The 13,756-nt window shown below is 63.2% G+C and carries 13 protein-coding genes; 9 read left to right on the top strand and 4 right to left on the bottom strand.

Annotated features, from left to right (window positions below; all coding sequences use genetic code 11):
- Positions 1-10 precede the first annotated feature (10 nt).
- The gene (locus ASD58_RS21035) at positions 11-2,278 is read left to right on the top strand and encodes a xanthine dehydrogenase family protein molybdopterin-binding subunit (RefSeq protein ID WP_057263180.1); all 2,268 of its coding nucleotides are present in this window, start codon (positions 11-13) and stop codon (positions 2,276-2,278) included.
- On the opposite strand, the gene ASD58_RS21030 is transcribed toward ASD58_RS21035, so the two are convergent.
- On the bottom strand, positions 2,275-2,700 hold the full coding sequence (locus ASD58_RS21030) for a thioredoxin family protein (RefSeq protein WP_057263179.1): 426 nt from the start codon (positions 2,698-2,700) through the stop codon (positions 2,275-2,277). The two genes, ASD58_RS21035 and ASD58_RS21030, sit on opposite strands and share 4 nt — an antisense overlap.
- A gap of 40 nt (positions 2,701-2,740) precedes the next feature.
- Here ASD58_RS21030 and tsaB point away from each other — a divergent pair, with 40 nt between their 5' ends.
- The 4 genes from tsaB to ASD58_RS21010 are packed head-to-tail and all read left to right on the top strand — an operon-like array spanning position 2,741 to position 6,168.
- Positions 2,741-3,439, top strand: coding sequence for a tRNA (adenosine(37)-N6)-threonylcarbamoyltransferase complex dimerization subunit type 1 TsaB (tsaB, locus tag ASD58_RS21025; RefSeq protein WP_057263178.1), 699 nt, complete (start codon positions 2,741-2,743; stop codon positions 3,437-3,439).
- Entirely contained in the window at positions 3,439-3,909 is a 471-nt protein-coding gene (gene rimI, locus ASD58_RS21020; protein ID WP_055926219.1) for a ribosomal protein S18-alanine N-acetyltransferase, read from the top strand. Before tsaB ends, rimI begins: the two co-directional genes overlap by 1 nt.
- Complete coding sequence (locus tag ASD58_RS21015; protein ID WP_082565582.1) at positions 3,906-5,207, top strand: uracil-DNA glycosylase; 1,302 nt, start codon at positions 3,906-3,908, stop codon at positions 5,205-5,207. Before rimI ends, ASD58_RS21015 begins: the two co-directional genes overlap by 4 nt.
- The gene (locus ASD58_RS21010) at positions 5,191-6,168 is read left to right on the top strand and encodes a DUF1853 family protein (RefSeq protein ID WP_057263176.1); all 978 of its coding nucleotides are present in this window, start codon (positions 5,191-5,193) and stop codon (positions 6,166-6,168) included. Before ASD58_RS21015 ends, ASD58_RS21010 begins: the two co-directional genes overlap by 17 nt.
- Here the strand turns inward: ASD58_RS21010 and lplT (ASD58_RS21005) are convergent.
- Positions 6,165-7,427: a lysophospholipid transporter LplT gene (lplT, locus tag ASD58_RS21005; RefSeq protein ID WP_057263175.1), complete on the bottom strand. Its 1,263-nt coding sequence runs from the start codon at positions 7,425-7,427 to the stop codon at positions 6,165-6,167. The genes ASD58_RS21010 and lplT (ASD58_RS21005) overlap by 4 nt on opposite strands.
- Positions 7,428-7,430: 3 nt before the next feature.
- Positions 7,431-8,693, bottom strand: coding sequence for a lysophospholipid transporter LplT (gene lplT / locus ASD58_RS21000; RefSeq protein ID WP_057263174.1), 1,263 nt, complete (start codon positions 8,691-8,693; stop codon positions 7,431-7,433).
- 126 nt (positions 8,694-8,819) lie between these two features.
- Here lplT (ASD58_RS21000) and alr point away from each other — a divergent pair, with 126 nt between their 5' ends.
- The 4 genes from alr to fliD all read left to right on the top strand — a co-directional run bounded on the left by alr (position 8,820) and on the right by fliD (position 12,996).
- On the top strand, positions 8,820-9,908 hold the full coding sequence (gene alr / locus ASD58_RS20995) for an alanine racemase (RefSeq protein WP_057263173.1): 1,089 nt from the start codon (positions 8,820-8,822) through the stop codon (positions 9,906-9,908).
- Positions 9,909-9,912: 4 nt separating this feature from the next.
- Entirely contained in the window at positions 9,913-11,289 is a 1,377-nt protein-coding gene (gene radA, locus ASD58_RS20990; RefSeq protein WP_057263172.1) for a DNA repair protein RadA, read from the top strand.
- 66 nt (positions 11,290-11,355) lie between these two features.
- A complete protein-coding gene (locus ASD58_RS20985; protein WP_229210053.1) occupies positions 11,356-11,676 on the top strand; it encodes a PilZ domain-containing protein in 321 nt (106 codons plus the stop codon).
- A 27-nt stretch (positions 11,677-11,703) separates the two neighbouring features.
- Positions 11,704-12,996: a flagellar filament capping protein FliD gene (gene fliD / locus ASD58_RS20980; protein ID WP_162253044.1), complete on the top strand. Its 1,293-nt coding sequence runs from the start codon at positions 11,704-11,706 to the stop codon at positions 12,994-12,996.
- A gap of 289 nt (positions 12,997-13,285) precedes the next feature.
- Here fliD and ASD58_RS20975 read toward each other — a convergent pair whose 3' ends face one another.
- Positions 13,286-13,753 carry a histidine phosphatase family protein gene (locus tag ASD58_RS20975; protein WP_057263170.1) on the bottom strand — a complete coding sequence of 156 codons (468 nt, stop codon included), beginning with the start codon at positions 13,751-13,753 and terminating at the stop codon, positions 13,286-13,288.
- Positions 13,754-13,756 lie beyond the last annotated feature (3 nt).

Genomic DNA, 13,756 nt, shown 5'->3' with positions numbered 1-13,756 from the left:
AGAGGGAGCCATGCTCAAACCGAAGAAGATTTCCCGCCGCCATTTCCTGCTGAGCGGCGTCGCCGTCGCCGGGGCCATGGTGGTTGGCTGGGGCGTGATGCCGCCGCGCCAGCGCGTGCGCGGCCAAGCCCCGCTGCCGCTTGAAAATGGCGCCGTCGCCCTGAACGGCTGGATCGCCATTGCCCCTGACGGCAGCGTGCAGCTGGCCATGCCGCGCGCGGAAATGGGGCAGGGCGTGCACACTGCACTGTCGATGCTGGTGGCGGAAGAACTGGACGTGAGCCTGGATGCGATCAAGTTGATCCAGGCGCCCGCCGACAAGATTTACGCCAACCTGGCTGTGATGCGCGAAACGTTGCCATTCCATCCGGACGATACGGGCAGGTCGAAGGAGTTATCGAGCTGGATGCTGGGCAAGGTGGCACGCGAGATGGGCATTGTGATTACCGGCGGCTCGTCCAGCGTGAAGGATGCATGGAGTTCGATGCGCGAGGCCGGCGCCACGGCGCGCGCCATGCTGGTCGCCGAAGTCGCGCAGCAATGGAAGGTGCCGCCGGAGCAGGTGCGCGCCGAGAATGGCGTGCTGTATCACGACATCAGCAAGAAGTCAGTTGCTTATGGCGTGGTCGCCGCGCGCGCTGCGCTGGGACAGCCGGGCAAGGTGACGTTGAAAGATCCGCACAGTTTCCGCCTGATCGGCACCAGCGTGCCGCGCCGTGATTCCCGCATCAAGTCGGAAGGCACGGCGACGTATGGCATCGACGTGCGCCCGGAGGGGACGGTGTATGCCTCCGTGCGCATGTCGCCGGTGGTGGGCGGCAAGGTGGCGGGCGTTACGCCGGGCGAAGTGGTGAAAATGCCGGGTGTGTTGTCGGTGATCGATTTTTCCAACGCCATCGAAGAAAATTACGGTGCCGGGGCCGGCGTTGCCGTCCTTGCGCGCAGCTACTGGCAGGCCAGGCAGGCCGCTGCCGCGCTACCCATCCGTTGGGAAGATGGCGCCAATGCCAAGCTGTCCAGCGAAGCGATCTATGCCTCGCTGACGAATGCCATCGAGGCGGAAGACGGCGACAATTACCACAAGCGCGGCGACATGGCGCAGGCGGCCAGTGCGCTGCGCACCATCAAGTCGGTCTATCGGGTGCCTTACCTGGCACACGCCTGCATGGAGCCGATCAACTGCACGGCCCAGGTCAAGGATGGCAAGGTCACGGTATGGGTTGGCACCCAGGCGCCGACGTTTGCCCGCGCCGCAGCTGCGCGCGTTGGCGGCGTCAGCGAAGCCAACGTCATCCTGCACGAATACCTGCTGGGAGGCGGCTTTGGCCGCCGCCTGGAAATGGACATGGTGGCGCAGGCGGTGGCCATCGCGCGCGAAGCCAAGGGCCTGCCGGTGCAGGTGATCTGGAGCCGCGAAGACGACACTACCCACGACGTCTACCGTCCTGCGGCCATGGCGCGCATGACGGCGGGGCTCGACGGGGCCGGCAACATCATCGCCTGGGAGGCCAAGACGGCTGGCGGCGCTTTGACCCACCAGTTCACCAAGCGCAACTTGCGCCTGCCCGGCGCAGGGCCTGATCGCTCGACTGCCGAAGGCGTGTACGACATGCAGTACGAGATCCCGAACCAGCAGATCAACCACGTGGTGGTCGATAGTGCCGTCCCGCTGGGTAACTGGCGCTCGGTGGGGCATTCGCAAAATGCCTTCTTCAAAGAGAGCTTTGTCGACGAAATGGCCAGCGCGGCCGGCAAGGACCCGGTGGAATTCCGCCGCACCATGCTGCTGAACCATCCGCGCCACCTGGCCGTGCTGAATGCCGCCATCTCCAAGGCTGGCAAGGCACCTGAAGGGCGTGCGCATGGCGTGGCGCTGCACCAGTCGTTTGGCGCCATCGTCGCGCAAGTGGCGGAAGTGTCGGTGCAGGACAAGCAGATCCGCGTGCACCGCGTGGTGTGTGCAATCGACTGCGGCATTGCCGTCAATCCGAACATCATTGCGCAGCAGGTTGAGTCGGGCGTGGTTTATGGCCTGTCGGCGGCACTGGGCGGCGAGATCACCATCAAGGACGGCAAGGTCGTGCAAAGCAATTTCGCCGACTACCCGGTGCTGCGCATGAATGAGGTGCCCCTGGTGGAGACAGTGATCGTGTTGAGCGGCGAGCCGCCGGAGGGTGTTGGCGAACCTGCCACGCCGCCTATCGCGCCGGCCGTGGCAAACGCGGTGTTCGCGCTGACCGGCCAGCGCTTGCGCAGCCTGCCGTTGAAGTTGGCTTAACTGCGCTGGCCCAACAGCGCGCGCAGGTTGCATTCCTGCTGCCATTGGCGGCGTTCGGTCGTGGACGCCGCCTGGCGCGCCAGTTCCTGGTCGGACAGCTCGGCCTGGGTTTCGATCAGGCGATGCGCCACGTTCGGGTCGGGCAGCATGGTGCCGAAGAAGGCTACATGTTCATGGCGCTGGATCAGCAGGGTAGGGAAGTTCTCGACATCGAGGTCGCCGACCAGGTCCGCGTGGTCTTCGATATCGACCCACAGGAAGTATTTGTCAGGGTGGCGGCTTGCCAGTTCCTCGAAAACCGCGCGGTAGGAAGCGCAGGTGCCGCACCAGGCGGCGCACAGGCAGGCCACGACCAGGCGGTCCTGCGCCAGCGCGGCGGCCACTTCGGCGCGGTTGTCGGCATGTAGGGTAGTGCTGTGCATGGGGTGCTATTGTACATGCCCACAGGGTAAAATACCGGCCATGGCTACCATTCTTGCAATCGAAACATCCTCTGAAATGGCTTCCTGCGCCTTGCTGCGCGGGGAGCGTGTGACTTTCCGCGAATCGTCCGGCGTGCGCACCCATTCCCAGGCAGTGCTGCCCATGATCCAGGAATTGCTCGCGGAGGCAGGCATTGTCCTGCGCGATTGCGACGCTATCGCCTATGGCGCCGGCCCCGGTTCATTTACCGGCGTGCGCACCGCCTGCGGCATCGCCCAGGGCCTGGGTTTTGGCGCCGGCCTGCCGCTGCTGCCTGTCGTCACGCTGGACGCCATGGCACTGGCTTGCCGCGAACGCCACGGCTCGGATCAAGTCCTGACCGTGCTCGATGCGCGCATGAACGAAGTCTATTGGGCCCAATACCGCTTTGACGGCGGCCAGCCGGTCGCGCTCCTGCCGCCGGCCTTGTCGGCGCCTGCCGGCGTGGCACCGGCGGGACCGGCGCGCGCTTGCGGCAACGGCTTTGCCGCCTATGCCGAGGCATTCGCGGGCAAGGCCTTTGCCGAGGGAGCGGATGGCGCGATCATGCCGCACGCAGTGCAAATCGCGCAGTTGGGGCGCGCCGCTTTCGCCGCCGGCCATGCCGTACCGGCCGCGCAGGCGCAGCCGCTGTACCTGCGCAACAAGGTCGCCTACACCAAGGCGGAACGTGAAGAAATGAAGGCGTCGCAGGCATGATGCATCAGTTATGGGATCTGGCCCGGCTTATTTACGAGCCGATGCAGGAAAGTGACCTCGATGAGGTCGTGGCGCTGGAGCAGCAGGTTTATCCCTATCCGTGGAGCCGCACTAATTTTTCCGATTCGCTGTCGCAGGGATATCACGCCTGGGTACTGCGCGCGCAGGATCGCCAGTTGATGGGATATTTCCTGGTGATGGGGATAGTCGATGAGGCGCACCTGCTGAACGTTGCCGTATCGCGCAACTGGCAGGGACGTGGCGTGGGGCGCTTGCTGGTGAACCAGGCTGTCGCCTTGTCGCGCGGGCTGGGGATGGAGTCGATTTTGCTGGAAGTGCGGCCTTCCAATGTTCGCGCACTGGAAATCTACCAGCGCTATGGCTTCGCCGAAATCGGCCGCCGCAAGGGGTATTATCCTGCTGCTGATTCAACTCGCGAGGACGCTATCGTGATGCGTTTTGGACTATGAGTGATCGCCGTTCTGCAGTGTTCCTGGAGGAGATGGGCGTGGGGCCGCAGTGGCGCCTGCGTCATCGCGCGGTCTCGGCTGAGGATGCCGATGCTGCCTTCGTTTCCGCGCCCGGCGCCGAGCCCGCGCATATACCGCTGACGCCTGCCGATGAAGCGCTCCCCGATGCGCATCCTGTCCAGGCGCCAGCACAATACGCGCCCGCCGCCAGCCAGCATCAGTCCACCAGCCAGCAACCGCCCGCGGCCCGGCAAGCTTCCGCAGCACCGCAGCGCGCTGACGGCTCCCAATTGCCGGCAGCAGCAGCTGCCGCGCGTGTTGCTACCGCGCCGCCTGCGGTGGCGGCAGACGTCCGCCAGGCCACGCACTCGCCGTCCGGGCCCGATACGCAAGCGGCTCCGGCTGCACCGACGCGCGTGCCCGGTACGCCAAGCATCGCTTCGACTGGGGAGGACATGTCCTGGTTTGACGACGCACCAACGCCAGAATACAAACCGCAGCGCAAGAAAGTGGCGGCCCCCGAGCAGCCCGCCGAAGCGCCGCCACAACGCCCGGCCCCCGTGGCGAGGCCCGCGCCAATGCAATCGCGCTCCGCCAGCGCCCCGCCGGCAGCCAAGGCAGACGAAATGCCAGCCTACGACGATCTCCCGATGGACGAACCGCCATCCTGGTTCGACGACGAGCAAGCCTCCGCGCCGCGCGCCGAACAAGCAACGCCCCGCACGCCAGACACTGGCCGCGCAACGGACGAGCAAATCGCCCAAATGGATTGGCCCGCGCTGCAAGCGGCAATCGGCGCTTGCACCCGCTGCGGCCGATGCGAAACCCGCCAGCAGGCTGTCCCGGGCCGTGGCGACGAACAGGCGACCTGGATCGCGCTGGACACTGCGCCAGGCCAGGCAGAGGACACGGAAGGCTACCAGTTCGCCGGCGCCCCCGGCTACCTGCTCGACAATATGCTGAAGGCGGTTGGGCAGGGGACGGAAAAGGGTGCCTACCTCACCAGCCTGGTGAAGTGTTACGCCCCCGCCGCGCCAAGCGGCGAAGAACTGCAAGCTTGCCGCCCATACCTGCAACGCGAGCTGGAACTGACGCAGGCCAAAGTCATCGTCGCCTTCGGCCATACGACCGGCAAAGGCCTGCTCGGAGGTGCCGCTCGCGGCCGCATCATGCTACACGACAGCGTGCCGGTCGTTGCCACCTATCACCCGGCCGACCTGCTGAAAAAGCCGGAAGAAAAGGCCAGGGCATGGCAGGACTTGTGCCTGGCCAAAGCCGCCCATGCCGGCCGACGCTAGGACATTCCACCGCAAATGGGGCCACCTAGCGCGGCCCCACGTTCGCGCGCTGGCCTGGCTGCTCGACTCGCCCGACCTGCTGGACCCGGATAGCTCGCATTGGCAAGGCAAGATAGCCACGCTGGGCCCCATCTCCCCTGCCGTGGCCAACTGGCTGGATGATCTCGACGCAGACCCATCGCCGCTGGATGCCGCCCTCGGCAACCGTTTTTACTCGCGCCTTGGACTGTACGCCGAAAAGCTGATGGCCTTCTACTTCGCCCAGCACGGCGCGCTGGCCGCCCACGGCCTGCAAGTCCGCGACGGCAGGAACGGCACCATCGGCGAGTTCGACTTCCTGCTGCGCGAGGAAGGCAGCGCAAACCTGCTCCACATTGAGTTTGCCACCAAGTTCTACCTGCTGGATGGCGACCCCGACACCGGAAATTACAATCGCCTGGTTGGCCCCAACCTGGCCGACACGCTGGGCCTGAAGATGCGCAAGATCTTCAACGCCCAGCTGCAGCTCTCGCAGCACCCCATCGCGCAACAGGTCGCGCCGGCACCGGTCACCAAAGCCCAGGCCCTGGTCAAGGGCTGGCTGTTCTACCACGCCACCGAGCCAGCGCCGCAAATCGATGGCATTTCGCCCGACCACTGCCGCGGCCACTGGCGCACGCACAGCGAGCAGGCGGCCGCGCAAGGCGAGCAATTCATCGTGATGCCGCGTCTGCAATGGCTGGCTCCCTTGCGCACGCCTGCCGCGCGCAGCGAAAGTGCGCCCACGCCGGCACCGCTCACGCGCGCGGCATTGCTGGACGTCCTGGCGCAGAAATTCGTCACCGACCCAAGCCCAGTGCTGGTCGCGACTGTGCAGGAATCAGGCGGCTGGCTGGAAGAAACGGAGCGCGGCTTTGTGGTGCCGGACGACTGGCGCGCCCGGGCCCAGGCGCGCCGCAGTGACGGGGCATTGCCCTCTTAATGAGGATGCTCGCCGATCAGGCCGAGTGAATCCTGCCTGCGCTGGTTGGCGGCGTGCAGTGCCATGATGGCCAGCATCGATCCTGCCAGGAACAAGCCGAATAATACGATGATCGTGTTCAGGCCCAGGCCCAGCTTCACCATCATGGCGTAGAAGGCCAGCATGGTCAGGATGGACAGGTTCTCATTGAAATTCTGCACCGCGATCGAATGCCCGGCGCTCATCAGAACGTGTCCGCGGTGCTGCAGCAGCGCATTCATCGGCACGACGAAGAAGCCCGACAGCGCGCCGACCACCAGCAGCAGGACGTAAGCAATGCGCAGGTCGTGCACGAAAATCATCGACATCACGATCACGCCCATCGCGATGCCGAGCGGGATTACCGACAGCGCCTTGCGCAAGGTAATGAAGCGCGCGGACATGACGGCGCCAAGCGCTACCCCAACCACGACAATGGCAACGGTGGTGGTGGCCTTATTCAGCGGCATGCCCAGCGATTGCCTGGCCCATTCCAGCACGATGAACTGCAAGGTGGCGCCTGCACCCCAGAACAGGGTGGTGACAGCCAGGGAAATCTGGCCCAGCTTGTCGCGCCACAGGATGCCGCAGCAGTCCGCGAAATCGCGGATCAGGCGGAATGGATTGCGCTCTTGCCGCGGATAGACGTAACCGGTGTCCGGAATACGCAGGTTGAACATGGTCGCCAGCAGGTAGACCACGCCCACGCAGGCCAGCGCGATCTCACTGACCGTCTCGAAGCCGGTGTCGATGCCTGGCATGTCAAAGGCCAGCAATCCGGCCGAGACCGGGCCGCCGATCAGGGCCCCGCCCAGCGCGGTGCCAAGGATGATCGAGCTCACGGTCAATCCCTCGATCCAGCCGTTGGCGGCCACCAGTTTTTCAGGTGGCAGCAGTTCGGTGAGGATGCCGTACTTGGCAGGGGAATAGATTGCGGCGCCCAAGCCAGCAACAGCATAGGCGGCCAACGGGTGCACGTTATAGAAGAACAGGCCGCAACCGAAAATCTTGATCATGTTCCCGACCAGCATGACGCGGCCCTTGGGTAGGGCATCGGCAAAGGCGCCGACGAAGGCGGCCAGCAGCACATAGAACAGGACGAAGGTTTCCTTCAGCATCGGCGTCATCCACGCCGGTGCTTTCATGGTTCCCAGCATGTAGATTGCGACGATCAGCAACGCAGAATCGGCGAGCGACGAGAAAAACTGCGCCGCCATAATGGTGTAGAAACCTCGTTTCATTGCTTAGTGCTTATGCTCCCCGATCAGGCTGAGCGAGTCATGCTGGCGCTGGTTGGCCGCATGCAGTCGCATGATGCCAAGCATGGAGCCGGCGACGAACAGGCCAAACAAGACGATGATGGTATTCAGGCTCAGGTGCAGTTTCACCATCAGGGAATACACCGCAAGCATTGTCAGGATCGACAGGTTCTCGTTGAAGTTCTGTACTGCGATGGAGTGGCCAGCGCTCATCAGCACGTGGCCGCGATGCTGCAGCAGCGCATTCATTGGCACAACGAAGAAACCCGACAGGAAACCCACCAGCAGCAGCAGGGGATAGGCCAGGCGCACGTCGTGCACGAAGATCATGCCCATCACGATGATGCCCATGGCAACGCCCAGTGGCACCACCGACAGCGATTTGCGCAGCGTGATGAAGCGCGCCGACATGCCGGCGCCAATTGCCACGCCTACCGCTACGATAGCGATGGTGCTGGTTGCCTTGTTGAGTGGCATGCCCAGCGATTGCTTGGCCCATTCCAGCACGATGAATTGCAGGGTTGCGCCGGCACCCCAGAACAGGGTGGTCACGGCCAGGGAAATCTGGCCCAGCTTGTCGCGCCACAAGATGCTGCAGCAACCGGCGAATTCGGTGATCAGGCGCAGCGGGTTGCGCTCCTGGTGCTCGTAAACATAGCCGGTGTCCGGAATGCGCAGGTTGAACAGGGCCGCCAGCAGGTAAGTTACGCCAACCACCGCCAGTGCAATTTCAGCCGTCGTATCCAGGCCGGTTTCGATGCCCGGCATATCGAAGTGCAGCAGCGCAGCAGCGACCGGCCCGCCAATCAGGGCGCCGCCCATGGCAATGCCGAAGATGATGGAGCTGACGGTCAGGCCCTCGATCCAGCCATTGGCCACCACCAGTTTTTCCGGCGGCAGCAGTTCGGTCAGGATGCCGTATTTGGCCGGAGAATATACAGCCGCGCCAAAACCGACCACGGCATAGGCGGCCAGCGGGTGCACATGGTAGAAGATCAGTGCGCAGCCGAAGATCTTGATCAGGTTGGAAATGAACATGACCCGACCTTTCGGCAGGGCATCAGCGAAAGCGCCCACAAATGCTGCCAACAGCACGTAAAACAGCACAAAAGTCAGCTTCAACAATGGGGTCACCCATGCCGGAGCTTGCATGGTCAGCAGCAGGTCGATTGCCACGATCAGCAGCGCATTGTCTGCCAGTGACGAAAAGAACTGCGCGGCCATGATGGTATAGAAACCACGATTCATTCAGGACGCCAGATAATTATCTCGGGATGCTTTATACCATGGAAAGTAAGGTTTCCCAAGAATTGGACCAGCGTCCGGCAGGCGCAAAAGGTAGAATGCTGCTTTCTTATTCTGCTGGTTTTTGACATGCCTAGGCCAATCGTCGCGCACATCCATCTCGCTGCAATGCAACATAACCTGGCGCGTGCCAAAGCTTGCGCGCCGGGTGCCAAAGCCTGGGGTGTCGTCAAAGCCAATGCCTACGGGCACGGATTGGAGCGCGGCATGCGCGGTTTCGCCGCAGCAGATGGCCTGGCGTTGATCGAGCCGGATAACGCGGTGCGCCTGCGCGAACTTGGCTGGAGCAAGCCGATCCTGCTTTTAGAGGGATGGTTCGACTCTGCCGACTTGCTGTCGATGGCGGAACATAGTATTGAAGGCGCGCTTCACTGCATCGAGCAGTTGGAAATGCTGGAGCGCACCGCGCTGGCACGCTCAATCAATGTGCATCTGAAAATGAATACCGGCATGAACCGCCTCGGCTTCAAGCCGGCAGAATACGCCGCCGTCCATGCCCGCCTGCGCGCCATCCCGCACGTTGGCACCATTACCCTGATGACCCACTTCGCCAACGCCGACGAACTGCACCACCCCTGCATGCCGCTGGCGGAGCAGGTGCGCCGCTTTAACGAGGGCACGGCCGGACTGCCTGGCCCGCGCAGCTTGTGCAACTCGGCCGGCATCCTGCATATGCCGGAATTGGGCGCCGGCCTGGCGACGGACTGGATTCGCCCCGGCATCATGCTGTATGGCGGCAGCCCCGGCGGCAAGACTGCCGAGGAATTCGGCCTGAAGCCGACCATGACCCTGGCCAGCGAATTGATCGGCGTGCAGGAAATCGGGCCTGGCGACTATGTCGGCTACGGCAGCCGCTTCAAGGCCGAGCAAACCATGCGCATCGGCGTGGTGGCCTGCGGTTATGCCGATGGCTACCCGCGCCACGCGCCGGTCGATACGCCGGTCCTGGTCGATGGCGTGCGCACCCGCCTGGTCGGCCGCGTGTCGATGGACATGCTGACCGTCGACCTGACCGGTGTGCCGAACGCCCGTGTCGGCAGCAAGGTGGTGCTGTGGGGCGAGGACATGCCGATCGATGAGGTGGCAACGGCCGCCGGCACCATCGGCTATGAATTGATGTGCGCCCTGGCGCCACGCGTGCACGTGGTCGAGGCGTAAGCAGATGGCCAAGGCAAAGACCAATTACACCTGCAGCGAATGCGGTGGCATCAGCAGCAAATGGACCGGCCAGTGCTCGTCCTGCCAGCAGTGGAACACCATGGTGGAGACGGTGATCGAAGCCGCTGGCGCCAACCGCTTCTCGCAGGCCCAGCACCAGTCGCTGGCGCAGACCGCGCCGGTCTTGTCGCTGCAGGATATCGAAGCGCTGGACGTGCCGCGTTTTGGCACCGGCATTGAAGAATTCGATCGCGTGCTGGGCGGCGGCCTGGTGGCGGGCGGCGTGGTACTGATCGGCGGCGACCCCGGTATCGGCAAGTCGACCCTGCTGCTGCAGGCGCTGGCCAATATGTCCAAGGTCAAGAGCGTGCTGTACGTCAGTGGCGAAGAATCCGGCGCCCAGATCGCGCTGCGCGCCAAGCGGCTGGCGGTGGATGCCAAAGACCTCAAGCTGCAGGCTGAAATCCAGCTGGAGAAAATTCTCGGCACGCTGGCCGACCTGAAGCCGCAGGTGGCAGTGATCGACTCGATCCAGACCCTGTATTCCGATGCGCTGGCTTCGGCGCCCGGCTCGGTGGCGCAGGTGCGCGAATGCGCGGCCCAACTGACCCGCATGGCGAAGATGAGCGGCACCACCATCATCCTGGTCGGCCATGTTACCAAGGAAGGCTCGCTGGCCGGACCGCGCGTGCTGGAGCACATTGTTGACTGCGTGCTGTACTTCGAGGGCGACAACCACTCCAGCTTCCGCCTGGTGCGCGCCATCAAGAATCGTTTTGGCGCGGTCAATGAGCTGGGCGTGTTCGCGATGACGGAAAAGGGCTTGAAGGGGGTCTCGAACCCGTCGGCGCTGTTCCTGTCTTCGCATGAGAACCAGGTACCCGGTTCCTGCGTCATGGTCACACAAGAGGGCACGCGGCCGCTGCTAGTGGAAGTGCAGGCACTGGTCGACACCAGCCACTTGCCCAACGCGCGCCGCCTGTCTGTCGGCCTGGAGCAGAACCGCCTGGCCATGCTGCTGGCAGTGCTGCACCGCCACGCCGGCATCGCGGCTTTCGACCAGGATGTTTTCATCAACGCCGTGGGCGGCGTGAAGATTACCGAACCGGCAGCCGACCTGGCCGTGCTGATGGCGATTAACTCCTCGATGCGCAACAAGGCGCTGCCGAACGGCTTCGTGGTCTTTGGCGAAGTAGGCCTGGCCGGCGAAATCCGCCCGGCGCCGCGCGGCCAGGAACGCCTGCGCGAGGCGGCCAAGCTTGGTTTCTCGATCGCCATGATCCCGAAGGCCAATGCGCCCAAGCAGCCGATCGAAGGCATGACCATCATCGCGGTCGAGCGCATCGACGATGCCTTTAACCGCTTGCGCGAGCTCCAGTAATATAGATTTTTACGAAATATTGGCTACAATAACAGGCTCGATTCCAACCAGAAACCGGATAAGAAATTGTTATTAGATTCAAGACAAGGCGCGCGCAAGATCCTGCGGGTACGGGCAATGATTGTGATGGATGGCGGCGGCCCGATGGCAGCGCGTACTTTCGACCTCGGCCTGGCGGGCATTTCCCTGACCTCCGAACATAAGGTGCAGGTCGGGGCTAACGGCCAGGTCGTGTTCGAGATGCTTGTCGATGGCAAGCCGCAAATCGTCAACACGCGTGGCAAGGTCAACAATTGCATTTTCAGCGGTGACGAGTTCAAGATCGGTTTTACCTTCGCGCCACTCGATAACGAAGCAGCCGGAGCAATAACCAAGTTCATGCGCTAAACTGGTCATATGGACTATGTGAGCAGCTTGCTAAGCACGATGTACGGGACCTCGCTGGGCTTGGGGAATGCCAGCGTCGTGGGCACGCCGTCGGAAGCCGTGCTGGCCCGCGTCGAACAGACATTGGCGCCGCAGCGCAGCGCTGCCGCCAAGCTTAACGCAAGCATCAGCCTGACCCAGGCGCGATTCTCGGGCCTGGGGCAATTGCAATCGGCACTTTCGGTCTTCCAGGACATTGCAGAGAGCCTGGCAGGCACTGGCTTCAGCACCCGGGGCAGCAGTTCGGCCAGCGGCGTACTGGGTGTGACCACCAATGCATCGGCAGCGATCGGCTCGCATGAAGTCAAGGTCAGCCAACTGGCCCAGCAGCAAATTCTCCTCAGTCCCGAAGCGCAGAGCGCCGATACGCGGCTTGGTACCGGCTCGCCGACCGTGATACGGATTGGTACCGGCGACAGCAGCAAAACCGTCACCATCGATAGCCGCAACAACACGCTGCAGGGCATCGCCGATGCACTCAAGGATGCGGGTTACGATGCCAGCCTGGTGCGCTCGAGCACCGGCACGGCGCTGCAGCTGCGCAGTGCCAGCGGCGAGGCAAACAAACTCAACATCACCGTAGCCGGCGACACCACGATCCGCAGCCTGTTCAGCCAGGCGACCCAAACCCAGGCGGCGCAGGATGCCATCCTGACTGTCGACGGCAAGACCATCCAGAGCGCCGACAACAATGTGGAGTCGGCCATCGAGGGCGTCACCCTCAACCTGGCCGACGAAGGCGCTGCCACAGTCACCGTCGCGCGCGACAACAGCCAGATCGCCAAGAATGTGGAAGCTTTCGTGAAAGGCTTCAACGCCCTGCAGGAGCGCCTGGATAACCTTGGCAAAGGCGCGCTACGCGGCAATCCGGCACTGGGCCAGGTGCGTACCCAGTTGGACCAGCTCGTGCGTTCGGCGGGTGGCAGCACCGAAGCGCTTGCCAATGTGGGCTTGTCGATCGATACGAATGGCCGCCTGAAACTGGATAGTGGCATTCTGAACGCGGCGATCGACGCCAATCCCGATGCGGTGACCAAGGTCTTCACCAACGAGGGCAGGGGCTTGGCCGACGCCCTCGGTTCGCGCCTTGAAAGCCTGGGCGGCGAGCGCAGCGTCGTGTCGCGCGCGCTGGCGCAGGCCGACCGTGAAGTCGATACCCTGCAAAGCCGCAAATCCTCCATGGCGCAAATGCTGACCGTGCAGGCGCAGGCACTGGTGCGTCTTTACACGCAGGACGAGCAACTGGGCGGCACTTCCTCGCTCTTCGACCTGTTCGCCTGACCCAAAAAGACTGAAGGCCCCGACACCAGAATCCCTGAGGATCTGCTGCGGAGCCTCGCTTCTGCAGAAGCGCAATGCTACTCGTGGTAGCGGTCGACCAACCTATGATGTCCGCCGCGATATTCAGCGACAATTTCGAACGCGATTAACGCGATCATGGCGCCGAAGATGCCCATGGTGAACAATACCCACATAACAAACCAGCCGACGTTTCCGGGGGCTGCTCCCTAGAGTTGATACAATTAAACTCTAGCATCCAAAGTGGCAATTACAAGCCCAGCCGAAAGATCTATTTCGTAACGAGGTCAGGCTGCATCACCGCTTTGAGATAGAAGCTGGATGGATCGTCCGCTTCACGCTGCACAAACCACCAGGCGGCGCCTTTTTTCATCTCCCAATCGCTGTCTTCTGCCGTCATCAGCAAGGCTGCGGCCTGGCCCAGGGTCGGTTGGTGGCCGACCACCAGCACCGCTTCTTTGGACGATGGCCAGTTGGCCGCTTTCAGGATATCGCTGGCATCGGCGCCAGGCGCCAGGTCGGGATGGATCTTGTATTTGCGGCCAAGCCCCGCCACGGTCTGCACCGTGCGTGTGGCCGGACTGACCAGGATGCGGCAATTTTCCGGCAGTACCGAATCCAGCCATTGGCCCATGCGGCGCGCCTGCTTGTGTCCCTTCGGCGTGAGTGTGCGTTCCAGGTCGTCCAGGCCGGGCTGGGCTGGTTCGGCTTCGGCGTGGCGCCACAAGATCAGGTCCATGCT

The sequence above is a fragment of the Duganella sp. Root1480D1 genome, assembly GCF_001427305.1.
Classification (GTDB): Bacteria; Pseudomonadota; Gammaproteobacteria; order Burkholderiales; family Burkholderiaceae_D; genus Rugamonas.
The sequence above is the reverse complement of the archived record's forward strand: the minus strand, read 5'-3'. Positions and strand labels throughout refer to the sequence as shown.